This window comes from Anabaena sp. TISTR 8404 (assembly GCF_056847745.1).
Genome location: NZ_CP180578.1, coordinates 4,845,743 through 4,868,525, shown reverse-complemented (window position 1 = coordinate 4,868,525; position 22,783 = coordinate 4,845,743). Strand labels below are relative to the sequence as shown.

The 22,783-nt window shown below is 40.6% G+C and carries 20 protein-coding genes; 13 read left to right on the top strand and 7 right to left on the bottom strand.

The features are described 5' to 3' along the window. Positions 1 to 48: 48 nt before the first annotated feature. The 5 genes from ACMX3D_RS21030 to ACMX3D_RS21010 all read left to right on the top strand — a co-directional run bounded on the left by ACMX3D_RS21030 (position 49) and on the right by ACMX3D_RS21010 (position 3,733). Positions 49 to 942, top strand: a complete 894-nt coding sequence (locus ACMX3D_RS21030) for a sugar kinase (protein ID WP_482747779.1) — start codon at positions 49 to 51, stop codon at positions 940 to 942. After that, positions 942 to 1,820 (top strand): 3'(2'),5'-bisphosphate nucleotidase CysQ family protein, encoded by an 879-nt coding sequence (locus ACMX3D_RS21025; RefSeq protein ID WP_482747778.1) that lies wholly within the window; start codon positions 942 to 944, stop codon positions 1,818 to 1,820. The genes ACMX3D_RS21030 and ACMX3D_RS21025 overlap by 1 nt, the downstream gene beginning before the upstream one ends. 290 nt (positions 1,821 to 2,110) lie before the next feature. Then, positions 2,111 to 2,428 (top strand): RNA recognition motif domain-containing protein, encoded by a 318-nt coding sequence (locus ACMX3D_RS21020; RefSeq protein WP_482747777.1) that lies wholly within the window; start codon positions 2,111 to 2,113, stop codon positions 2,426 to 2,428. A gap of 122 nt (positions 2,429 to 2,550) precedes the next feature. Further along, positions 2,551 to 2,748: a 30S ribosomal protein S21 gene (rpsU, locus tag ACMX3D_RS21015; RefSeq protein ID WP_062292816.1), complete on the top strand. Its 198-nt coding sequence runs from the start codon at positions 2,551 to 2,553 to the stop codon at positions 2,746 to 2,748. A 223-nt stretch (positions 2,749 to 2,971) separates the two neighbouring features. Continuing rightward, a complete protein-coding gene (locus ACMX3D_RS21010; RefSeq protein WP_482747776.1) occupies positions 2,972 to 3,733 on the top strand; it encodes a hypothetical protein in 762 nt (253 codons plus the stop codon). A gap of 67 nt (positions 3,734 to 3,800) precedes the next feature. Here the strand turns inward: ACMX3D_RS21010 and ACMX3D_RS21005 are convergent, their stop codons facing one another. After that, positions 3,801 to 4,688, bottom strand: coding sequence for a hypothetical protein (locus tag ACMX3D_RS21005; protein ID WP_482747775.1), 888 nt, complete (start codon positions 4,686 to 4,688; stop codon positions 3,801 to 3,803). A 48-nt stretch (positions 4,689 to 4,736) separates the two neighbouring features. Continuing rightward, positions 4,737 to 5,240 (bottom strand): hypothetical protein, encoded by a 504-nt coding sequence (locus ACMX3D_RS21000; protein WP_482747774.1) that lies wholly within the window; start codon positions 5,238 to 5,240, stop codon positions 4,737 to 4,739. 208 nt (positions 5,241 to 5,448) lie between these two features. On the opposite strand from ACMX3D_RS21000, the gene ACMX3D_RS20995 reads away from it, so the two are divergent. Next, entirely contained in the window at positions 5,449 to 6,462 is a 1,014-nt protein-coding gene (locus ACMX3D_RS20995; RefSeq protein WP_482747773.1) for a phosphatase PAP2 family protein, read from the top strand. Here the strand turns inward: ACMX3D_RS20995 and ACMX3D_RS20990 are convergent. From ACMX3D_RS20990 to ACMX3D_RS20975, 4 genes are all read right to left on the bottom strand, one after another. Next, positions 6,448 to 7,848 carry an AtzE family amidohydrolase gene (locus ACMX3D_RS20990; protein ID WP_482747772.1) on the bottom strand — a complete coding sequence of 467 codons (1,401 nt, stop codon included), beginning with the start codon at positions 7,846 to 7,848 and terminating at the stop codon, positions 6,448 to 6,450. The genes ACMX3D_RS20995 and ACMX3D_RS20990 overlap by 15 nt on opposite strands. A 3-nt stretch (positions 7,849 to 7,851) precedes the next feature. Then, positions 7,852 to 8,475, bottom strand: coding sequence for a DUF4328 domain-containing protein (locus tag ACMX3D_RS20985; protein WP_482747771.1), 624 nt, complete (start codon positions 8,473 to 8,475; stop codon positions 7,852 to 7,854). Positions 8,476 to 8,574: 99 nt separating this feature from the next. Next, positions 8,575 to 8,763 (bottom strand): DUF4089 domain-containing protein, encoded by a 189-nt coding sequence (locus ACMX3D_RS20980; RefSeq protein WP_482747770.1) that lies wholly within the window; start codon positions 8,761 to 8,763, stop codon positions 8,575 to 8,577. Between the two features lie 102 nt (positions 8,764 to 8,865). Then, positions 8,866 to 10,779 carry an iron uptake porin gene (locus tag ACMX3D_RS20975; RefSeq protein ID WP_482747769.1) on the bottom strand — a complete coding sequence of 638 codons (1,914 nt, stop codon included), beginning with the start codon at positions 10,777 to 10,779 and terminating at the stop codon, positions 8,866 to 8,868. Positions 10,780 to 11,210: 431 nt separating this feature from the next. Here ACMX3D_RS20975 and ACMX3D_RS20970 point away from each other — a divergent pair, with 431 nt between their 5' ends. Together ACMX3D_RS20970 and ACMX3D_RS20965 are read left to right on the top strand one after the other, a co-directional pair. After that, on the top strand, positions 11,211 to 12,071 hold the full coding sequence (locus ACMX3D_RS20970; protein ID WP_482747768.1) for a lysophospholipase: 861 nt from the start codon (positions 11,211 to 11,213) through the stop codon (positions 12,069 to 12,071). Positions 12,072 to 12,118: 47 nt separating this feature from the next. Next, entirely contained in the window at positions 12,119 to 12,448 is a 330-nt protein-coding gene (locus ACMX3D_RS20965) for a hypothetical protein (protein ID WP_482747767.1), read from the top strand. 5 nt (positions 12,449 to 12,453) lie between these two features. Here the strand turns inward: ACMX3D_RS20965 and ACMX3D_RS20960 are convergent, their stop codons facing one another. Continuing rightward, the gene (locus ACMX3D_RS20960; RefSeq protein WP_482747766.1) at positions 12,454 to 14,016 is read right to left on the bottom strand and encodes a hypothetical protein; all 1,563 of its coding nucleotides are present in this window, start codon (positions 14,014 to 14,016) and stop codon (positions 12,454 to 12,456) included. A gap of 139 nt (positions 14,017 to 14,155) precedes the next feature. On the opposite strand from ACMX3D_RS20960, the gene ACMX3D_RS20955 reads away from it, so the two are divergent. The 5 genes from ACMX3D_RS20955 (at position 14,156) to ACMX3D_RS20935 (ending at position 22,648) form a co-directional block, all read left to right on the top strand. Next, entirely contained in the window at positions 14,156 to 15,553 is a 1,398-nt protein-coding gene (locus ACMX3D_RS20955) for an amidase (protein ID WP_482747765.1), read from the top strand. 687 nt (positions 15,554 to 16,240) lie between these two features. Next, complete coding sequence (locus ACMX3D_RS20950; protein WP_015111786.1) at positions 16,241 to 16,525, top strand: HU family DNA-binding protein; 285 nt, start codon at positions 16,241 to 16,243, stop codon at positions 16,523 to 16,525. Between the two features lie 26 nt (positions 16,526 to 16,551). Then, the gene (cobD, locus tag ACMX3D_RS20945) at positions 16,552 to 17,673 is read left to right on the top strand and encodes a threonine-phosphate decarboxylase CobD (protein WP_482747764.1); all 1,122 of its coding nucleotides are present in this window, start codon (positions 16,552 to 16,554) and stop codon (positions 17,671 to 17,673) included. A 95-nt stretch (positions 17,674 to 17,768) separates the two neighbouring features. Further along, on the top strand, positions 17,769 to 19,265 hold the full coding sequence (locus ACMX3D_RS20940) for a dihydrolipoyl dehydrogenase family protein (RefSeq protein ID WP_482747763.1): 1,497 nt from the start codon (positions 17,769 to 17,771) through the stop codon (positions 19,263 to 19,265). A 374-nt stretch (positions 19,266 to 19,639) separates the two neighbouring features. Continuing rightward, positions 19,640 to 22,648: a CHAT domain-containing tetratricopeptide repeat protein gene (locus ACMX3D_RS20935; RefSeq protein ID WP_482747762.1), complete on the top strand. Its 3,009-nt coding sequence runs from the start codon at positions 19,640 to 19,642 to the stop codon at positions 22,646 to 22,648. The last annotated feature ends 135 nt before the right edge of the window (positions 22,649 to 22,783 follow it).

The following is a 22,783-nucleotide window of genomic DNA, read 5'->3' as shown; positions in this document are numbered from 1 at the left end:
TTCGTAGTTAGGTTTTCTCGTCTTAGTTTTGGAGAATGGGTATTATCGGTGACTAATCTAAAATCCAAAATCCAAAATCTAAAATCGCATCGGGGATTATTTGTGGGTTTGGTCACCTTGGATTTAATTTATCTTGCTGATTCTGCTCCTCAAAATAATCAGAAGTTGGTGGCTGCTGACTATACTGTAGCAGCAGGCGGCCCTGCTACCAATGCGGCTGTTGCTTTTGCACATTTGGGTAACCAAGCAACTGTCTTGGGTGTGGTTGGTTCTCACCCGATGACCCAACTAATTAATAGTGACTTAGAAAATTATAAAGTAGCGATCGCTGACCTCGACTCTCACAAGCAGACACCACCACCTGTCTCTTCAATTATTGTCACTCAAGCAACAGGTGAACGGGCAGTAATTTCGATTAATGCTGTAAAAACTCAAATCAGCAACGCATCTATCCCAGGAAATATTTTGCACGATATTGATATTGTATTAATTGATGGACACCAAATGACAGTTAGTAGAGCGATCGCTCAAACAGCGAAAGCTAAGAATATCCCAGTAGTTATTGATGGTGGTAGCTGGAAACCTGGTTTCGAGGAAATCCTACCTTGTGTAGATTACGCTGTTTGTTCAGCAAATTTTTATCCTCCCAACTGTGAAACAGAGATAGAGGTTTTTAATTACCTTAGCAGTTTTGGCATTCCCCACATAGCCATTACTCACGGCGAACAACCAATTGCATATCTAAATAGTAATCAAAGTGGTACTATAACCGTACCGCAGATTGCAACAGTTGATACACTGGGGGCTGGAGATATTTTTCATGGCGCTTTCTGCCACTATATATTAAGTGATAATTTCACTAATGCTTTAGCACAAGCAGCTAATATCGCCGCTAGTTCCTGTCAATTTTTTGGCACACGTCGCTGGATGGAAGAGAAGTAATGAAAGATTTAGAAGAAATATTAGCGATCACTCGTGATGTAGGCTGGAAAGCAGCAGATATACTCCACTCTTATTACCACGGTACTGTTAAAGACTCTGACTTACAGGTGGAATACAAACAGAATGAACCTGTGACTATTGCAGATGTTACCGTCAGTCAATATATTTTGCAGAGATTGCAAGCCGCTTTTGGTCATGAAGATTTTGCTTATATTAGCGAAGAAACTTATAAATCCCAACTCCATCAACAAAAATCACAGTTAGTATGGCTAATTGATCCCTTAGATGGAACACGAGATTTTATCGATAAGACGGGAGACTATGCGATTCACATTGCATTAATTAAGGATCATCGCCCTATTTTATCTGTGGTAACTGTGCCTGAAGCGGAAACAATCTACTACGCTACTAAAGAAGGTGGAACATTTAAGGAAACTTTAAAAACATCTGTTCCCATAACACTTGCAACACAAAAGCGAGTTGAAGATTTAACCTTAGTTGTGAGTCGTTCTCATCGCAATGAAAGATTAAACTATTTGCTACAACATTTACCTTGCCAAAATCACAAATCTGTAGGTAGTGTAGGTTGTAAAATCGCTACTATTCTCGAACAACAAGCAGACATCTATATTTCTTTATCTGGAAAGTCTGCCCCTAAAGATTGGGATATAGCTGCACCAGAATTGATTTTAACCGAAGCAGGCGGTAAGTTTACTCACTTTGATGGCAGTCTTTTAAAATACAATACTGGTGATATAAATCAGTGGGGAGGCTTGCTTGCTAGTAATAGTAACTATCACGAATTCTTATGCCAGGAAGCCCAAAGGATATTATTAGAGTTCGATAGTAATAATAAAGAAGTTGAGAAATATAGTTAAAAATCACTCGTTTATCTTGACCATATAATTGATAATTATATGTAATACTTAACTTCATCAATGTCTATGAACAACTTCCAATACATTTTTTAAGTATAAATACTCAAATAAATTTTTCTTAATAGTTGTAAACTACAAAGTTTTTTAACTAATTGATAACTTTGATTATTTGAAGCTTGTGCTATACTTTGGCATATAAGGATTATTTTCGGTTGAGTAACTCGTTTTGATTTTGAAAAAGCGTCTCTCCGAATTTAACTCTCTACACTCCCTGAATTCGGAGACATTATATGTCAATTTACGTCGGAAACCTGTCCTACCAAGTCACTGAGGACGACTTGCGGATGGCATTTAGCGAGTACGGAAAAGTTAATCGTGTTCAGTTACCTACTGACCGAGAAACTGGCCGTCCTCGTGGTTTTGCCTTTGTAGAGATGGAAAGTGAGTCACAAGAAACCGCAGCCATTGAAGCACTTGATGGTGCTGAATGGATGGGGCGTGACTTGAAAGTCAACAAAGCTAAACCTCGTGAAGAAAGAAGTCCTTCTCGTGGCGGTGGCTGGGGTAATAACAATCGCGGCGGTGGCGGCGGTCGTGGTCGTTACTAAACTTTTGAAATAAAAATTTAGCATCTAGAGTCTCCAGCAGATAAAGCCAAAGGCTCATTTCTGCTGGAGTATTTTATTTTTTCTCTAGAGTCCGCTATTCATCCACATAAGGAGGAATGAGAATGACGCAAGTAGTCTTGGGGGAGAATGAGGGTATTGATTCAGCTTTGCGAAGATTTAAACGGGAAGTTTCTAAAGCTGGAATTTTCCAAGACATGAGAAAGAAGCGTCACTTCGAGACACCGCTAGAAAAACAAAAGCGGAAAGCTGTTGCAAGACATAAACAAAATCGCAGCAACGGCGCTCGTCGCTTCAAATAACACTCAAGTCTATCTGGCTAACCACTCACAATTAGACAGATATTAACTAAAAAAATTACTGGTAGTAGCGCTTACAACCTTAAGGCAGCGCTGCTACGTGTTTGTATATGGCATATTTTTTGGCGAAATTTACAGTTATTTAATATATCTTTACTGTATACTCACCAAATGTTGTAGTCTATAGCCTGATTCGGCAATTTCTGGCTCTGGATTTTCAGAAAAAATGTTGCGTGTTTATCATCTTTTCCTGGCTGCGATTTTACTGTTGTTAGCGCCAGTAGGTATAAAACTTGTCCTGCCCTACTTTTCAGGAACCAAAGTAGAACCAAAGAATCAAGTAGCGTTACCGACACCCAAGACTTCCCCACAACTTACCCCTGGAGACACTTCCACCCCCATAACAGGAAATCTGTGGCAAAAAGTTTTAGGTAAAAATATTGTAGTTCCTAACGGCTGGCAAGTGGCTCCTTGCCAAGGAAATGCACCTTTTTTATGTGTGTCTTCCAAGGGCGAAGTTTTAGGTTCAGTCGAGTTTGGTATTTATCAAGTTAGTAAAGATCCGAATTTTCAAAAGCAACTTGCCAATGCAGGTATTCCATTCGGCTCTAAGGTTGTAGATTATAAAAACGCTGTTAACAAAACCAAAGTACTTACAGCACTGAAAGCTTGGGCGGAAGACTACTATGCTTCTTTGAGTAAAGACCGCCAGAAAGGATATGGCAATAAAATTATTTTTTCTACCCACCCTTTAGAAGAATTATCAATTGGTAAGTTACCAGGAATACGCTACGGTTTTACAGGTATTAAACAAGAAGGTGGATTGCAAGAGCAATACATTAGTTATGCTGCCTTTGATGGGACTGCACTTTATATAATGAGTACGGCTTTTGACCCAGGTGCAGTTACAGGTAAGTTTGAAAAACTGGAAAATTTAGTAATTTTTCAGCCTTACTTAGATGCGATCGCGGAAAATTTAAATCTATAAGTTTTCATGGTCATTAGTCATTAGTCATTTGTAAATACCCATGACTAATGACTAATATTAGCTTGAACTAAATCTCAGCGACGGCGCGTTCAATTAAACGACGTGCTAAAGTTTGTGTGCCTGTATGTTCGTAATAATTAGTAGACACATCTAAGAAAGCCGCCAAATAATCTAACTTGTCATCGCTGACTTCCATAAAGTTTTGCAAGTGACCAACGACATTTTGCGGGGTTAAATTATTCTGAACAACTAACCCATTCATCCAACCTTTAACCGAATCAAAACTTTCACCAATAAAGTTTAGTTTACTTCCAGCATCTCCACCAGGAATTGCATCTTTAATGCCTTGGAAAGTAGAGTTTTGTTCTAGTTCTTGAGGGTTGGTTTGGCTTACCGCAGATAGTGCTTTGTTGATGAAATCTGGGCCTAATGGTATCAACCCATCAATACAAACTAACGCCACCATACGGATGAGTGATTCACCACTATACTCACCCAAAGAAGCAACAAAATCTCCAATGCTGTCTCCAGGGATGCCATTAATTTGACAAAAAGCCACCAATTCAGCTACAAGTTTTAAGCACAAATCAATGGTTTGGGCTTTGTCTGGTTTAGGTGTAACAGAGTTGAGAAAACCCAAAAGCGGAATTTTTTCGCCAACTTTGTTAGCCAAAGCTGCTGCACCAAGAGCTTTATCTGTACCATCAACAGTTTGATAAAGCCACATCGCGCGTTGGTAGCCTTGAGAGCGATCATTGTAAAGATAAATTGCTCTTTCGCCAATTTGTTGAATTAATTCTTCGTCAGTTTCACCAGTAACAGTTTTAATTGTGTTGACAAAGCCAACAGTATTTTGCCACTCACCAGGAGCAACAAAATCGAGAGCTTTTAACACAGATACAGTTAAGCCACCAGTTGGTAGTTCATCAACCAATTCAAAAATTGCTTTGCTCACAAAAATCTCCTGATTGCGAGTTTGTTATCTAAATATCTTGAGCGCAGATTATTTGAGTTTTGCTAAACCATCAAGATTAAATTTACTAAGCCAATCAGCGCGATCGCTCGCTGTCAAAGTTTTTGACGAGACTTTAACTTGATACTTACCAACTAAAACCGCAGTTGCGGTTGAACCTTGTTCTACGGCTGGATATCCACCAATCTTTTTGGTACTTTTAGAGAATTTGGCTGCGGCACTCGGCGTGCTGCTAGTATCAGAAATCGACAGCATCGCTACTTCTTTTCCGCTTTTTTTCAGCTTGGCTTCTGCAAAGCCTTTCTTCTCTTGGGTATAAACGCGATCATAGCCACCACCCGGTTTTGGGAAATATTTGTTAAATTCACTTCCCTGAGTGGCAGTCTTAGCAACTGCTTGACCACTTTTTTGTTTGGTGCTTTCTTGTTGTACTTGGTCAAAACGTCCTGGTGTTTTGGGAGTACAAGCTGTTGTCAGTATTAACACTGAAATCAGCAAGACAGCTAAAACTTTACGCCCACGATAGAAACTCATGTTTCTTTCTCCTTATACTTTGAAGCAATTATCAGCGCACTTGTCAACTTTTGCCCATAAAATTTATTTTTCGATAACTATTGTGAGTAGAGAGGGAATAGGGAATAGGGAACAGGCAACAGCAAGAGTAGGCTTGATACTATGTGAAAAAGGGATTCTCATGTCTCTTAACTTTGCCAACTACCACCACAACTTGTGCAGCAGAAAAATGAACACTGATTTTGGCAATCTGTTTAGGGAAAATGCTTTAATTCAAACTATACATACTTCTATCAAAGGCAGAGCTAGATATAAGGTGAAGGGACTGCATTATTCGCAAGCTCTGAAAAAATACTTAGAATTAAGATTGTCCAAGGAAGAAATCGTTGTTCAAGCTAGTGCAAACCATTTAACAGGTAATGTTTTGGTACTTTTTCAGCCGAATTTTAGCCCCAATGCGATCGCTTGGCTCCTGCATAATATAGTTCTAGATTACAGAGGATTTCAAAAGCAATTACCATCTAGCAGTGCGCCAGAATTTATTCCTAGCAAGAGCATTTCTCCGGTTGTGCTATCAGATACCCTCATAAATCGGCGTAATCAACTAATTCCCGTAGCAACAGCCTTTACTTCTCTTTCCTTTGGCACTGTACTATTACACAGATATGGTTTAGACACAAGTATTTTATTAGCTATTCAAAAGTTGCACACACCGTTACTAGACCGCATTATGGTGAGTGTAACTTCTTTGGGTGAGGCCCCACTATTACTATTAACTTGTTTAACATGGGAAGCGATGCTGCTGTCTCGTCGCCGTCACTTACAAGCTAATACTTTTGGCATTGCGGCGGTTGGTGCGATTAGCTTAAATTATTTGCTGAAAGAATTGTTTGTCAGGGCGCGTCCTGCACTGTGGGATCACATTATTAATGTCAATCACTATAGTTTTCCCAGTGGCCATGCAATGGTGTCAATAGTGGTTTATGGTTGTATGGGCTATACGCTGTCCCAAGAATTTCCGCAATGGCGATCGCAGATTTTAACCTTGACTGTTATTTTAATTTTGGCAATTGGTTTTAGTCGGCTTTATTTGGGAGTACATTGGCCTACTGATGTGATGGCTGGTTATGCGGTGGGTTTAGTGTGGTTAACTGCTTGTATAGTAAATGAGTATTTGTTAACTCAAAAGGCTGTTGAAACGCAAAGGAACACAGAGGTAAACGCGGAGTTACGCGGAGTTTAAGTTGACTACTGGTGCAGAGACTACCCCTTGAGATTCTAACCAGGCTGCTACTCGCAAGATTACAGCTTCGTTGTAGGGTGAGGCGATTAATTGTACGCCTAGTGGTAAAGCATTGGGGCGGTGAATTGGGATTGATAAAACAGGTAAGCCAATGAAGGATAAGGGTTGGGTAAATAATCCTAAATGTGGACGAACTAATATTTCTTCGCCATCTAAAATCATGGTTTGCTGACCAATTAATGGTGCAGAAATGGGTGTGGTTGGTGCGAGAATTATATCTACATTTTGAAAGACTTCTTGAACGCGATCGCGATACCAGCGGCGAAATCGTTGTGCTTGCAAGTACCAACTACTGGGAATTAACGCCCCAGCCAAAAAGCGATCGCGTGTTGCGGGATCAAAATCTTGAGGATGCGATCGTAATTTATCTAAATGCAGATTTGCGCCTTCACTGGCTGTAATCACAAAAGCGGCTGCACGGGCGCGTTTTGCTTCTGGTATTGTTATGTATTTAGTTACGCCTAAAGCATTTGCTACGGTTTGGACTGGGGCTAATGCTTCTGGTGTTGCGCCTTGGATAAAATAATCATCTGCGATCGCAATTCTAATATGAGAAATATCTTGATGCAGTTGGGGTGAACACAACTCTGGCGGACGTTTGGTACAAATCGGATCGCGGTTATCTTCTCCTTGCAGTACATCAAAAACTGTAGCAATGTCTTGTACAGAACGGGCAAATGACCCAATGTGGTCAAAACTACTAGAAAATAAAGCTACACCTGCACGAGATAAGCGTCCGTAAGTTGGTTTTAAACCAAACACACCACATAAAGCCGCAGGTACGCGAATTGAACCATTCGTATCAGAACCCAGTGTGAATGGAACCAACCCAGCCGCCACCGCTGCTGCTGAACCACCAGAAGAACCACCTGCTACTCGTTGTAAATTATATGGGTTATGAGTAGCACCATAATGAGAGTTTTCTGTGACAAATCCATAGGCGTACTCATCCATATTTAAAGCGCCAACCAACACTGCACCAGCTTGTTTTAATTTGGCGACGGCTGTTGCATCTTGGGTAGCTGGGGGATTTTCGGCATTAATTTTTGCACCAGCCAGAGTTGTGATACCTGCAATATCAAAAAGATTTTTGACAGCAAAAGGTACGCCAGCCAATAAAGGACGATGATTACCTTGAGCTATTTCTTGATCAACTCGTGCTGCGTCTGCTAAAGCTGTTTCTGCTGTGACAGTTGTAAAACAGTTAAGTTGATTGTCTATTGTGGCAATTCGTGCTATTGCAGCTTGAGTGACTTCTACTGCACTAACTTTACCTCCGCGCACAGCAGCTGCTATTGATAAGGCATCAGCTAAATCTAAATTCATCAGTTAAGCAATATTGCGTTTAGCTTTTTGAGTCACCGCAGTTCGCATAGTTTTGATTAGTTGTAACAAAACAATAGTAAAACCTAAATCTAAAAAGCCAGATAATAACAGCCACAAAGGGAGAAATTTATCTCCAGGATTTTTATAAGCTTCAAAAACAATACGATTTACAGTTCTTGAACCTATCATAAAACCATACAGCGGTGCTATCAACGATCGCACTTGTTCACTTGAACTGCTTAAATCACCACCTTCTTCTTGAAATTTTTCCGCAAAAGTGAATAAGGTGTTATGTATGCCCCAAAGGCTGTATATAGGAATTAAAAATCGTGCGATCGCACCTCCTGGGGTAATAGGATATTCCTGGAAGAGGTTTTTTAAATCTGTATGGATACGATGTAGCCAAATCAAAAAAATAATAATTGAAATTATACTGACCAGCAACGCAACTATTGAGATTACTCCATCAACAGAAGCAAGTAGCTGATAAAGTGGCTGTGCTATGACCCCTAATAAAGAGAAAAATGTAGAAACAATCCCAACTCCCACAAGCACCCACAGCAAACGTACCAAAAATTTACCTATAGCCGCAGACTTCAATGAACTAGCCGCATTAAAATTACTCATTTCATTTTTACAATGGCATTATCGGCTAATATCTTAAGCTTACTAGTTATATTGAAAACTCAGTGCATTTACTTGAGGAGTCAAGCCGTTGCTCATCAACTATGGTTCAAATACGGGTGCAGATTCAACTTCTTCGGGTAATGGAAAAGAATTGACAAGTTGAGCGATCGCTTGAATTCTCGCAAAATTCGCTACCACTCCATCACGATACTCATCTTTGATCTGCAAATCTAATAATAAGGAGATTTGCTCAACATACTTATTTACATCTAATTCTTGATTGTTCATCGTTGTTCGGGTGATATTTTGGTTGATCAGTCATACTCATACAGGGCAGTCTATAACCAAATACGAATACGTCTGCGGTTATAGACTGCCCTGTAAAAAAGTCTAAAAAGTAAACGTAGTCCGGAGTACACCTACAGTTGTAGTTTCGTTTCTGCTGTCACCTTCAGGGTTAAACAAAACAAAAGCACCGGGGGTAATGCTAATATTATCCGTCAACCTAAAGCGATAATAGGCCTCTAAATGGTAAGGAGTAGTCCGATTTGTTATCCCAACCTCAGCTGGAGCTAGTCGAGCAGCACCGCCAGCATCTGAGCGAAAAAGTGGTTGTCCAAAAATAATCCCAGCATTGTTTCCTGATTTAAATAAATCATTGAAGTGAAGTCCTACCATCCAACTAGTAAAAGTGGTGGAAGCATCAACATCTCCAGAAGAATCATCTACAAACATTGCTGCACCATACCCAGATAAAGCCACCTTTGGAGAAAAGCGCCAAGTTACAGTACCACCAACAGAATTGAGAGTAACAGGTGTTCCCAGAGGTACGCCAGCTAATGCACCGATATCATCACGAACTAATCCTGTGCCTAAGATATTAATTTCGTGATAACTATGGGCATAGTTTAAACCAACATCTATGGAACTAGTAGGTTTAAAGGTTAATTGAGCGCTGACAACGTTACTACCACCAAATACACCTGCTCCCAAAGGAGTATTAGAAACTCCTGGGACGATATCACCTGCTTCTTGGGGTAGGTTGGCATTGACACTGCCGTATAAAGCTCTTAAATCTAACTGGGGAGAAATGTTAAAAATAAATCCCGCAGCCGATGCTAAACCAGTTCCCGAAGTCCCACCTGATACTCGTGCTACAGGATTTAAACCGGCAAACCGAGAAATAGACTCTTGTCCTTCACCATAAAAAGGTGTGATAGCAGGAAAAGCATCTGTTGCTTCCGCCGCAGTTCCCGCAAATAAAGTCAATTTATCAGCTACAGGAAAAACATACAGTAACTTATATAGTTCTACGCTATTAGCGCTTACAGGTGATAACGTTTTCACGTCTAACCCAGGAAACAGTGGCTCAAAACTTGTCCTAGCACTACTAGCACTGAGTAAAGGCGAAGCTAATCCTAAACTTTCTTGCAGACTACCACTTCCGTCTACACCACCCAAAAAGTTATAAGCTTGCAAACCAGTGATTAATAAATCTTTCCCAGTAAAGCTAGTATTGAGATTCAACCTAACTCGATTCACTAAGATAATATTAGGATCGTCTCTATCGGGTGCGCCACCTGTAGCACCAATCCCAGCGATAATGACTTCTCCATTGAGTTTAGTAGTAGTGGAAAACTGATTTGCTTCTAGCTCTGCGGTGCGTGCTTCTAGTGCATCAACTCGCCCTCGCAAAGTTGCTAGTTCCGCCGCAAAGTCTTCTTGCAACTTTTGCAAAGTCGCTAAATCTTCTTTCTTGACTAAATCAGAAGTTGCTGTGGCGATGAGTTCGTTGACTCGCTCTAAACAAGCATTTAAGCCAGCAGCAAATTCATAACGAGTCATGGCACGATTACCACGATACGTGCTATTGGGATAACCAGCAATACAACCATAACGCTCAACCAAAGATTGTAATGCTTGAAAAGCCCAATCAGTTGGTTGCACATCAGACAATTGCGATACAGAGGTTACTTGGGCGCTGTTGTTGTCGTCTGATGTCTGCAACGAGTTAGGCTGTGATGAGTCCTGAACTTCTTGCTTGTCTTTTTTAGTAGGTGATTTTAGTTGGCTATCATTTGCTATGAGCAACCTACCTTCAGCAGTATTGACAAAAGGAGCTTTATTTAACTCATTGGCTTGATTAGAAATTTTGTTATTTAAAATTGCTGATTTTTGAGGCTCATTGCTCAATGAATTCTGAACTGCTGGCACTAAATTAGCTAGTGCTTGTACAGGTAAAATTCCGTTGATTAAACATAAAAAACTAGCTCCACTAGCAGAAGCTAGGAGATACTTTGCCATTACCACTCCTCACAGATAAGAAATATTAAGAAAACTTATCTACGATATTTATACAGTTATGAAGCACTCTTTAGTAAATTGCTCAAAATAAGCTTGCTTCCCGTAAGTAATTACCGTAGGTATTAAAATCTAGTAAATACTATTTGCATAAACATTTAACATTAGTAATGATTGATAGTTCTAATTATCTTGATAAAAATATTTTAATCATTAGAATCATCTATAGTAATCATAGATAAACATAAAACATTCAGCTACATAGCTTCGTTGAGAAGTTAGGTGGCTAAATCTCATAATTTTTATCTATCAAATCAGATGGTTCCAGAAACGAAAAGTAAATATTTGATTCTGTAAAAATAAGGAGTTAAATTTTAGTGAAAAATCAAAAATTGCTCTAGTAATTGTTAGAGAAAAATTGCAAAATTTATTTTATGATTAATCATAAAGAAAGCACATTTAATGGTATTGGAAACATTGATCTGTATTACCAAAGCTGGAAACCAGCAGGTAAGCTAAAGGCAGTATTAGCTATTGTGCATGGACTGGGAGGTCATAGTAGCAAGTACGGTAACATAGTTCAGCACTTCATACCCAAGCAATATGCTGTTTATGGTTTTGATATGCGTGGTCATGGGCGATCGCCAGGACAAAGAGGATATATTAATTCTTGGGCAGAGTTCCGCGAAGATGTGCGAATTTTTTTAGAATTAATTCAAACCCAGCATCCAAAATGCCCAATTTTTCTTTTAGGTCATAGTTTGGGTTCAATTGTTGTTTTAGATTACGTTCTGCGTTATCCCCAAACTGCTGCCACACTCCAAGGTGTGATTATCTTAGCGCCAAGTTTAGGGAAAGTTGGCGTATCAAAATTCAAGCTATTTCTGGGACAACTGCTGTCGCGTGTATGGCCACGGTTTACTTTAAATACTGGTCTTGACCTTGCTGCTGGTACACGAGATGAGAAAGTTTTAGCTACCTATATGCAAGATTCTTTACGACATACCCTAGGAACTGCGCGTTTAGCAACAGAGTTTTTTGATACTGTGGCTTGGATTAATCATCATACTGCTGAATGGCGATCGCCACTATTAATTCTGCACGGTGGCGCAGACCGAGTAACGCTACCAGAAGGCGGTAAGATTTTTTATGAAAAACTAACCTCCTGTACAGATAAAACCAGAATTGAATATCCAGATGCTTATCATGAACTGCAAGATGACCTCAATTATCAAGAAGTTTTAGCTGATTTAGAAAATTGGTTAGAGAAACATTTACCGCCTGAGACTGTGTAGTTTATATATGAAAGTAATTGGTTGAATAATTTGAGTTATCAACACAGATGTCAATACCAAAAAAAGGTACAAGAAAAATATTAGTTGATGGCGAACTATTCATTTGGTTAATCAGAAGACAAGCTACAAACTTCCAAGCTGACTATCCTGATGGACATATTCATGTAGCAATAGAACACGCTTCTGAGTCAGGTTCAGTATTAGTGATTATTACTGATAAACTTCATTCACAGGGTTTCAGCCTCACTAATAGCGCAGTCACCCCAAAAGACGTAGCGTTATGGATAAAACAAGCTATGCAAATTGGATGGTTTCCTAAAAAGTCAGGCAGAACTTTTAAGGTTCGCGTTATTAGCAATAGAATAATCCAAGCTTAAGGCAGTTATTGAATTTTTCTACTAATTTCTCTGTAATTTGATTGATAATTCGCCAGTGTTTCTTTAGCTTGTGAATACACAAATGTATTTTTAGGAATTGCTTTTAAAAGATTAATTGCTTGTTGCCATTTGTCTTTTGCTTGTTGTCGAACCGAGAGTGAGTGCGGCGAACTTTGGATAAAAAAGTGAGCTTCTATTGCTAGTTTATGTGCTGTTTCTAAATTAGCTAAGGCTTGTTTTTCTGCAATTACTCTTTGATTAATAGCTGTATGATAAAAACGATAACGAATCAACTTATCTTTAGCTTGAGCCGAAACTGATGTGTTTTCCGGTACACTTTCTAGTAACTTGACGGCCTCTTGCCATTTAGATTCTGCTTGTTGCCAAATAATTAGCGGATGGGGCGGTGATTGTACTAGCCCAGAAGCTTCTAAACCCAGCTTTTGAGCAGCTTTAAAATTAGCGATCGCAGTTTCTTCTTGATTAAAATTTAAGTTAATTTGTTGTAATTGCGGAATTTCAGCTTTAATCATCCAGCTACCAAAGCTTAAAGCTAATAAACTCACTGCAATAATTCCACCATAGTGAGATAATTTTTGCTCTTTAAACTTTTTTAGCAAACTAATATTTACGAATTTACGTTGACCAGATTTAGGCTTGAGCAACTTTTTTTCAGTCTTGATTCTCAAGGCACTAATCTGCAAAATCAAAGAATCAATTTTATCTTGGTAAAATTCGCAATCATTAATAATATCTGTTAATTCTTGTAATCTGCCATCGCCAGATATAATTAATTCCTGGTCATCATCTAGCCATTCTAGTGCAAAGCCAGATTTGCCACAAAAAGATGATACTCCTAATAAAATATTTAATAAGTTATTGCTATGTTTAATATTGTTAAAAATAAATTCTAATCTTTCTTTGATTTTTAAAGAATCTTCTTGGGCTTTGATAATTTGCTTAATTTGTTGTTGTAAAAGCCTGGGTTTATCTAAATCTAATTTGATTTTTAAAACTTCTTCGGCAGCTTGAAACGTGGCTGGAATACTATCATGATTAGCATCAGTATTTAATTGTTGAATTAATTGATTATCGCTTAAAATATCGGCGGCTATAGCTTGAATTAAATCACCCCAATCAATCCAAATATCTATTTTTGCTTCAACTTCTTGGAGCGAAATCTCTATCGGCAAGTGACCAAATTTTACTATTAGTAACCCTGGATAGTCATATTTATAAATGTAGACTGTATAGTCTGCATTTTTGAAAGATTTTTGTACTATATCTAAACTAGAAACTGTAGTAGCAGGTGATTTTTCTAATTGGTTACACTTAACTTTCTCGTGAATATGACGTAATTGATCCTGAGCATGATTAATCATGACAATCTGTTGCATGATGTCATGAGAATGTCCAATATTCAGCCTCAGACTATGAACAATTTTTGGTAGTTCATTTACCAAAGTTTCTAAATCAGCCATAAATATCCCTTGGGGATTTGCCGAAAGTTGATGTGAAACAATTAAAATGACTATGCAGCAAGGTGGTAGCTTAAATACCAGCCTCATCTGATTGGTGGTAGTGCAGCATCCTAATAGATTGAAAATCTGAGGAGCTATGGATTCATACTTCCCGAAAATCCTACTAAAGTAACAAATTCAACTGAAAAATTTTAAATAAATGCACAATTAGTAATTAAAGTCAAATATGAATGAAATTGATTTAGCGTTTACTCCAGCGCTGGAGTTAGCGCAATTAATCCATCGTCGGGAAGTGTCGCCACTAGAGTTAGTGGAAATATATTTACAAAGAATTGAGCGGTTAAACCCCCAATTGGGAAGTTATTTTACGGTGACGGCAGAATTAGCGATCACTGATGCCCAAGCAAAAACCGAAATGCTGGCAACAGGCGCTGAACTGCCGCCTTTTTTTGGAGTGCCAATTTCGATTAAAGACCTCAACACTGTGGCGGGCGTACCTTGTACCTACGGCAATCCAGCATTGTTAAATAACATTCCTGATTACGATGACGGGGTGGTAACTAAGATTAAACAAGCGGGATTCACTATTCTCGGTAAAACTGCAACTTCCGAAATCGGTTCCTTTCCTTACACTGAACCAACAGGGTTTCCCCCAGCCAGAAATCCCTGGAACTTAGAATATACTCCTGGCGGTTCCAGCGGTGGTGCAGCGGCAGCTGTAGCGGCGGGATTATGTGCGATCGCTCAAGGTTCTGATGGTGGTGGTTCGATTCGTGGCCCGGCGGCTTGCTGTGGTTTAGTAGGAATTAAACCATCACGAGGCAGAGTCACCAAAGCCCCGGTAGGCGATCGCTTGGGGGGAATTGCTGTCAATGGCCCCATTGCCCGGACTGTGGCTGATGCAGCAGCAATGTTAGACACAATCTCTGGTTACTTCACAGGCGATCCTTACTGGCTACCTGATCCTGAACCATCATTTCTCGCTGCTACTCAAGAAAAAATTTCTGGGTTACGCATTGCCTTCTCTACTAAAATCCCGCCTTTGGGAACTGCCGATGTTAACTGTCAGCAAGGTGTATTGCAAACAGTCCGGTTATTAGAACAATTGGGTAACACAGTTGAAGAAAACTGCCCAGATTTTAGTGGCTTAGTCGAACCATTCCAAGTCGTTTGGCAAGCTGGGGTAGCAGCATCAGGAATTCCGGCAGAGGCGTTACAGCCTGTAAACCGTTGGCTATTGGCACGCACAGGTTCTGTCGCTGAATATCTCCGGGCTTTATCGCAATTGCAAATTATCTCACGCCAAATTGTGGCATTTTTCGAGCATTTTGATGTTTTGGTACTGCCTGTGTATTTACATTCACCAATTCGCGTAGGAGAATGGGCTGCCTTGAGTCCAGAAGAAGCATTTCAAAATATTGTGCGTTGGGTTGCCCCTTGTCCAGTTGCTAACGCCACCGGACAACCTGCGATCGCTTTACCAGTGGGTTTTGATAGTCACGGTGTACCTATCAGTGTGCAATTGTTGGGTAAACCTGCGGCGGAAGCCACTTTAATTAGCCTTGCCGCCCAAATTGAAGCAGCGAAACCTTGGATTCAGCACCGCCCAGCTTTTGCCTCCTAATGCCGTCACCCAAGCAGGATTTATTCAGAAAGAAAAATCAAGGGTTTAGGGATGTGGGGTGTATATGAGCAAAATCTTTATATTCCTACTCCCTGATTTCAACTTTACGAAAAGCCGTTGTCGCGTCTACACCCCCTTTAAATGTTAAGTTATTTTACGATTACATGGCACGGAGTATCGGAATTATTGACGAAGCATATTTACACCTGATCAAAAGTCTTCCATCAGTCATGGTCTAAAGCCGAGGCGACAAGCTTAACATCCTTATTCCACATCAATTAGCAGCGATCGCCTCTAGCAGAAATATATCTGGATAAATTGCCTAAATTAGGCGATAAAGAGGCACAAATCCAGATTTTTCTCTGGTTTAAGAATTTAGTTGTTTCGGACAAAACAGGTGTTTTTACTAAGTATTTATTCCTACTTTAGGGGTGGTTTTGAGTGCAACACACCCCTTAAAAACATAAAACATCCTGAAATCCATATAAATTAATGGTTTCATATATCCACTTCTGGCTACTACACCTTAGAATGATTCATTGAAAAGTCGAGCCGAAGGGATGTGTAGCCGTTTTGAGTAGAAATACTCCCTAAGCCCGGCTTTTGTAATTGTGCAAACAGAGGTTTGAGTAAAGATGCTACATGCTGCATCTTGAACAAATCTCAAGTAAACCTGAAGGAGTTTATATGAACAAAGGCGAATTGGTTGATGCAGTAGCAGAAAAAGCTAGTGTTACTAAAAAACAAGCAGATGCCGTCTTAACCGCTGCTTTGGAAACCATTATTGAAGCGGTTTCCTCTGGCGATAAAGTAACACTAGTAGGGTTTGGTTCTTTTGAATCACGGGAACGCAAAGCCCGTGAAGGACGTAACCCCAAAACCAATGAAAAAATGGAAATTCCGGCAACAAAAGTGCCTGCTTTCTCTGCTGGTAAACTCTTTAGAGAAAGAGTTGCGCCCCCAAAATCTTAGGTTTAGTTTACGGAATTTGTATTTTGATGCAGCAACCAGCACACGGGGGAAATTTAGCCTGGGCAGCAGCACTGGCTGGCTGTCCCCGTGATGCTATTCTTGATTTTTCTGCAAGCATCAGCCCTTTAGGGCCACCGGATAGTGCGATCGCTGCGATTCAGTCACAAATGAGTAGTTTGAGGCACTATCCCGAACCAGAGTACAGTGAACTGAGACTAGCTCTCAGTCACTTCCATCAATTACCGCCAGAGTGGATTCTACCGGGTAACGGTTCAGCAGAATTATTAACTTTGGTGGGAAGAGAATTAGCCGCATTATCGGCAACCATCTTGCTTACTCCAGCCTTTGGTGATTACTACCGCACCTTGGCGGCTTACAACGCTAAAGTTCTGGAGTTTCCCATTGATTTCAGTCATGTGTCATTTGTCAATAGTCATTTGTTAATAAACAATGACACGAGTCTGAGTGTTGGCAGCCAATGCTTAGAAATTCGAGGAAAAAGTACCAATGACAAAGGACTGCTGTTAAACAATCCCCATAACCCGACAGGAAAACTATTTTCGCGGCAGGAAATTTTACCGCTGTTAGAAGAGTTTGCCTTAGTGGTGGTGGATGAAGCGTTTATGGATTTTGTACCACCGGAAGCAGAACAAAGCTTGATTTCGGTGGTGCAAGAATACGAAAATTTAGTCGTGTTGCGATCGCTCACAAAATTTTACAGTCTGCCGGGGCTAAGACTGGGATATGCGATCGCACACCCTGATCGTTTAGCGCAGTGGCAGTCGTGGCGTGATCCTTGGCCTGTCAACAATCTAGCTGCGGCCGCCGCAATTGCTGTCATAGGCGATCAAAATTTTCAACAGCAAACATGGCAATGGCTTCCACCCACACGAAACCAACTGTTTCAGGGTTTAGCTGCCATTGAAGGATTGCAACCTCACACAAGCGCTGCGAACTTTTTACTAGTGGAATCACAAAAATCAAGTTCGCAGTTACAGCAAAAATTACTGCAACACCATCAGATTTTAATTCGAGATTGCCTGAGCTTTAAAGAATTAGGCGATCGCTTCTTCCGAATAGCCGTGCGTTCTGTGTCCGACAACCAGCGCTTATTAACAGCGCTGCAAGCATTACTGGAAAATTCTTAATTCGTCAGAATAGGAACTACGAATTATCTTGCACTTTGTAGAGACGCGAATCATCTCGTCTCTACAATTAACTAATGACCAATGACAAATGACCAATGACAATTGATTATGATGTCGTGATTATTGGTGGCAGTCTCGCCGGACGCTATGCTGCTTTAGCTGCAACCAAATTGCACGCCAAAGTCGCCTTAGTAGAACCACAAATAAATTACGGATTTATTTATCACCACACCCTCAGCGAAATTGCCAACCGCTTACAATCCCTCAATGATGTAGATGGCTTTGGTATTCGTACCAACCATGCTGACATCGCCGAAAAATGTCACATATCTGTCGCTTGGCAAGAGGCAATGCTATATGCTGACAAAGTTAAAGCCAACATCCAAGAACTCAATTCTCCCGCCACCCTAGCCGCGCTGGGAGTTGATGTCATTTTTGGCAAAGGTGAATTTCACTCTTCACCACACTTAGCATTTGCTATTTATGAAAATGATGAAAAATCATTGCAATCTTCACATGATCGCATCCTCCGCTTGCTGCGGGGACGCACCTATTTACTAGCGAGTGGTTCTCGTCCAGCCATTCCCAATATAGAAGGTTTACAAGCCACTGGTTACATCACCCTAGCCAATATTTGGCAGTCTCTTAGAAAACCAACACTACCCCAGAATTGGGTAATTATTGGTGGCATTCCTCAAAGTATAGAAATAGCCCAAACTTTAGCGCGTTTGGGTTGCAGTGTTACATTAGTCATTAAATATCCTTATATTCTGCCCAATATTGATCCAGAAATTGCTCAACTACTCCAGGCACAATTAGAAGTTGATGGTGTGCGCGTTCTGACTCAAACACCCGTTACTCAAGTCAAACAAATTGAAGATAAAAAATGGATACAAGCCGGAGATAAAGCAATTGAAACTGATGAAATTTTAATAGCAACAGCACAAAAACCAAATATTGATTCATTAAATTTAGCAGCAGCAGGAGTGAAATGGTATCGGCATCGCTTGATAGTTAACAATAAACTGCAAACTACTAACAAACGTATTTACGCTTGTGGTGATGTAATTGGTGGTTATGACTTCACTAACATTGCTAATTACGAAGCAAGAATTGCTCTGAACAATGCTCTCTTTTTCCCAAGATTGGATGTTAATTATCAACACATACCTTGGGGAATATTTACTCGCCCAATGTTAGCACAAATCGGTTTAACTGAGACGCAAGCAAAACGGCAATTGCGTTATGATGAATTTTTAATTTTAAAACAATATTTAAAATCTTTAACAGCAGCCCAAATTCAAAGCGAAACTACAGGTATTTGTAAATTAATTGTTCTACTTAATGGAGAAATTTTAGGAGCCACTATCTTAGGTGCAGTAGCAGGAGAATTAATTAATTTAATTTCATTAGCCATAGCACAAAAAATTAAAGTTAAAGATTTAGCAAATTTAGCTCCTATCCATCCCAGCTTCTCAGAAATTTTGACCCAAGCCGCACAAGAATGGCATCAACAAAAATTAAATAGTAATCCAAATTTACAAGACAGATTAGAAGGCTTCTTTCATTTCCGACGAAATTGGAAGTTGTAGATAGTTTGGTTTTGATAGGGGATGCAGGTAAAAATTACAGCGATAATCATCAAGCGATCGCAATTCATTCTCTCAGGCACATCTGAAATTAATCATACCGATTTTCAAATCAGAATTCTCAATCTGTCAACTGTCTAATATCTTTAACTCTGCTTTCTCAGATCCTCTGCGGTTTGTTAAAAAAATATTGTTGCAAAAAATGCAACAGTAACAGCAATATTACGCCAAACTAGTAAGATAACAACAGATTTTCCGTAATATCTCTGATGACAGATAAATAATTGTCATTAGCAACTTGTCATAGCTGCTAACTAGTAGAGTGCGTGAACAACAGTATGACGCAAATTCGAGGCTAACTTCATATACAAAAAACTATGAAAAATCCTCTTTCCCACTTCCTACTCTCTACTCCCCACTCCCTTTTTTTACCCTTATTGCTGAGTTCGCTGCTGTTATCCGATACAGTCACCGCAACATCAACAACTCAAACGTTGCAGATAGCACAACAACCAACCCAACCAGACGCAACCCGCGCCGCAGCACAACAGGCATTATTTGAAGGATTTGAGTTATATAAGCAAGGCACAGCCGAAAGTTTACGACAGGCACTTGCAAAATGGCAAATTGCCTTACCCTTGTGGCAGAAACTAGGTGATAAACGCGGTGAAGCAGTGACTTTACTTGGAATTGGTCGTATATACGACAATTTAGGACAAAAGCAGCAAGCATTGTCATTTTTCAACCAAGCTCTGCGCCTATCTCGTGCATTAGGCGATCGCGCAGAGGAAGCTACTACTCTCAATAACATTGGCTCTGTTTACGATGATTTAGGAGAAAAGCAGAAAGCACTATCATTTTATGACCAAGCTCTGCCTCTCAGACGTGCAGTGGGCGATCGCTTTGGGGAAGCCACTACTCTCAGTAACATTGGTGCAGTCTACGACGCATTAGGGGAAAAGCAGAAAGCACTGTCATTTTATAACCAAGTTCTGCCCATAGATCGGGCATTGGGCGATCGCGCTGGTGAAGCCACTACTCTCAATAACATTGGTCAAGTTTACTCAGATTTAGGCGAAAAGCAGCAGGCACTATCATTTTTTAACCAAGCTTTGCCCCTATTTCGTGCGTTGGGCGATCGCGCTGGTGAAGCGGTTACTCTCAATAACATTAGTCGAGTCTACGACGATTTAGGAGAAAAACAGCAAGCATTGTCATTTTACAACGAAGCTCTGCCCCTAATTCGTGCAGTGGGCAATCCCTCTAGGGAAGCCACTATTCTTAATAACATTGGTCTAGTTTACTCAGATTTAGGGGAAAAGCAGAAAGCACTTTCATTTTACAACCAAGCTCTGCCCCTCAGACGTGCCGTGGACGATCCCTCTGGGGAAGCCACAACTCTCAATAACATTGGCTCTGTTTACGATGATTTAGGAGAAAAGCAGAAAGCCCTATCATTTTATGACCAAGCTCTGCCTCTCAGACGTGCCGTGGGCGATCGCGTTGGAGAAGCTAGGACTCTCAATAACATTGGTCGAGTTTACTCAGATTTAGGAGAAAAGCAAAAGGCACTGTCATTTTACAACGAAGCTCTACCCCTATCTCGTGCAGTGGGCGATCGCTCTGGGGAAGCTGGTATTCTCAATAACATCGCTTACATCGAACGAGACAAAGGTAACCTGGAAACCGCACTCACTCAAATCGCAGCAGCCATCAAAATTGTTGAAGAATTACGCACCAAAATTGATAGCCCAGAATTGCGTACTTCTTACTTTGCCACCGTACAAAACTATTACCAGTTCTACATCGACTTATTGATGCAGTTGCATAAAAAAGACCCTTCCAAAAGTTACGCCGCACAAGCACTGCACATCAGCGAACGTTCCCGCGCTAGAGGTTTAGTAGAACTATTAACAGAAGCTAACATTGATATCCGCAAAAATATTACCCCGGAATTAGCAGCCGAGGAGAAACGTCTGCAACTGCTACGAGAAGCCAAAGAAAAACAACTATCACAATTTGCCAATCAAACCCAACCAGCAGCACCACTCATAGCTGCCACTAAAAAAGAAATCGAAGATATCCTCAAACAACAGCAAGAACTCACAAACAAAATTCGGGCGACTAACCCAGAATATGCCGCTTTGAAATATCCCCAACCCCTCACCTTGCCGCAAATTCAGCAACAACTCGACAAAGACACACTCTTATTGCAATACTCTATCGGTGAAGAACGCAGTTATCTGTGGGCTGTTACCCCCAATTCTCTCAACAGCTACGAACTACCAGGACGCGAAACAATTGCCCAAGCAGCAAAAAAATATAAAGAACCATTACTTTCTTGCCAAATCCAAGGCGTTGACTGCCGAGAACTTTCCTATCGCCAAACACCATTCTTCCCAGCAGCAACTCAACTGAGTCAAATTATCCTCGCACCTGTGGCTGATAAATTAGGTGATAAACGCTTAGTTATTGTTGGCGATGGCGCATTACAAGATATTCCCTTTGCGGCGTTAGTTGCACCCAACACTCCCGCCACCAACCAAAAAGATTACCAACCCCTCATCCTCAAACATGAAATTGTCAATTTGCCTTCTATGACGGCTATTGCTACCCACAGGCAAAAATTGCGTCAAAGGCAATTAGCACCCAAAACTTTAGCTGTTCTGGCTAACCCTGTGTTTAGTGCCGAAGATAAACGGGTAACAGGTAAACCAGCAGGAGTTACACCAGACTTAGACACCCGTGGTCAATTAGAACAGTCTGCCCTAAAACGCGCCGCACAAAATATCAACCGCAGTCAGTGGTGGGATGTGCTTCCTGGTACGCAGAAGGAAGCAGAAGCAATTTTACCGTTAGTACCATCAAACAGCCGCCTATTGGCTGTTGACTTTGATGCTAATTACAACTGGGCAACCAGCAAACAACTTGCACAATATCGCTTTGTTCATTTGGCGACGCATGGCTTTGCTGACCACACCAACCCAGAGTTATCAGGAATTGTTTTGTCTTTAGTTAACAAGCAAGGTCAATCTATTCCTGGTTATTTGCGACTGAGTGATATTTTTAACCTCGATTTGCCTGCGGAGTTGGTGGTATTAAGTGCTTGTGAAACTGGTCTAGGCACAGATGTCAAAGGCGAGGGATTGGTAGGGTTGACAAGGGGTTTAATGTATGCGGGTTCGGCAAGCGTGGCGTTGTCTTTGTGGCAAGTGAGTGATGATGCGACACCAGAACTAATGAAGGAATTTTATCAGCAAATGTTGCAAGGGAAAAAGTCACCGAATGCCGCTTTACGTGCGGCGCAAATAGCTATGTTACAAAACCAAGATTGGCGTTATCCATATTATTGGGCGGCGTTTACAGTTCAGGGTGAGTGGCGCTGAGACTAATTCGGAATTTGAGTAGTTGATAGTGTTTTTAAACGCAAAGGAATGCGGAGGAAAGCGCAAAGTAACGCGGAGTATTGAGTGGAAGTCTATCAATTAAGCTGATTTTTATCCAGGAATGGTATTAGTGTT

Excerpts from the sequence above, each read along its gene's own strand:
- ACMX3D_RS21025 (WP_482747778.1), top strand. The coding sequence starts at position 942 with ATGAAAGATTTAGAAGAAATATTAGCGATCACTCGTGATGTAGGCTGG.
- ACMX3D_RS21020 (WP_482747777.1), top strand. The coding sequence starts at position 2,111 with ATGTCAATTTACGTCGGAAACCTGTCCTACCAAGTCACTGAGGACGAC.
- rpsU (WP_062292816.1), top strand. The coding sequence starts at position 2,551 with ATGACGCAAGTAGTCTTGGGGGAGAATGAGGGTATTGATTCAGCTTTG.
- ACMX3D_RS21010 (WP_482747776.1), top strand. The coding sequence starts at position 2,972 with ATGTTGCGTGTTTATCATCTTTTCCTGGCTGCGATTTTACTGTTGTTA.
- ACMX3D_RS21000 (WP_482747774.1), bottom strand. The coding sequence starts at position 5,240 with ATGAGTTTCTATCGTGGGCGTAAAGTTTTAGCTGTCTTGCTGATTTCA.
- ACMX3D_RS20995 (WP_482747773.1), top strand. The coding sequence starts at position 5,449 with ATGAACACTGATTTTGGCAATCTGTTTAGGGAAAATGCTTTAATTCAA.
- ACMX3D_RS20990 (WP_482747772.1), bottom strand. The coding sequence starts at position 7,848 with ATGAATTTAGATTTAGCTGATGCCTTATCAATAGCAGCTGCTGTGCGC.
- ACMX3D_RS20985 (WP_482747771.1), bottom strand. The coding sequence starts at position 8,475 with ATGAGTAATTTTAATGCGGCTAGTTCATTGAAGTCTGCGGCTATAGGT.
- ACMX3D_RS20980 (WP_482747770.1), bottom strand. The coding sequence starts at position 8,763 with ATGAACAATCAAGAATTAGATGTAAATAAGTATGTTGAGCAAATCTCC.
- ACMX3D_RS20975 (WP_482747769.1), bottom strand. The coding sequence starts at position 10,779 with ATGGCAAAGTATCTCCTAGCTTCTGCTAGTGGAGCTAGTTTTTTATGT.
- ACMX3D_RS20970 (WP_482747768.1), top strand. The coding sequence starts at position 11,211 with ATGATTAATCATAAAGAAAGCACATTTAATGGTATTGGAAACATTGAT.
- ACMX3D_RS20965 (WP_482747767.1), top strand. The coding sequence starts at position 12,119 with ATGTCAATACCAAAAAAAGGTACAAGAAAAATATTAGTTGATGGCGAA.
- ACMX3D_RS20960 (WP_482747766.1), bottom strand. The coding sequence starts at position 14,016 with ATGAGGCTGGTATTTAAGCTACCACCTTGCTGCATAGTCATTTTAATT.
- ACMX3D_RS20955 (WP_482747765.1), top strand. The coding sequence starts at position 14,156 with ATGAATGAAATTGATTTAGCGTTTACTCCAGCGCTGGAGTTAGCGCAA.
- ACMX3D_RS20950 (WP_015111786.1), top strand. The coding sequence starts at position 16,241 with ATGAACAAAGGCGAATTGGTTGATGCAGTAGCAGAAAAAGCTAGTGTT.
- cobD (WP_482747764.1), top strand. The coding sequence starts at position 16,552 with ATGCAGCAACCAGCACACGGGGGAAATTTAGCCTGGGCAGCAGCACTG.
- ACMX3D_RS20940 (WP_482747763.1), top strand. The coding sequence starts at position 17,769 with ATGACAATTGATTATGATGTCGTGATTATTGGTGGCAGTCTCGCCGGA.
- ACMX3D_RS20935 (WP_482747762.1), top strand. The coding sequence starts at position 19,640 with ATGAAAAATCCTCTTTCCCACTTCCTACTCTCTACTCCCCACTCCCTT.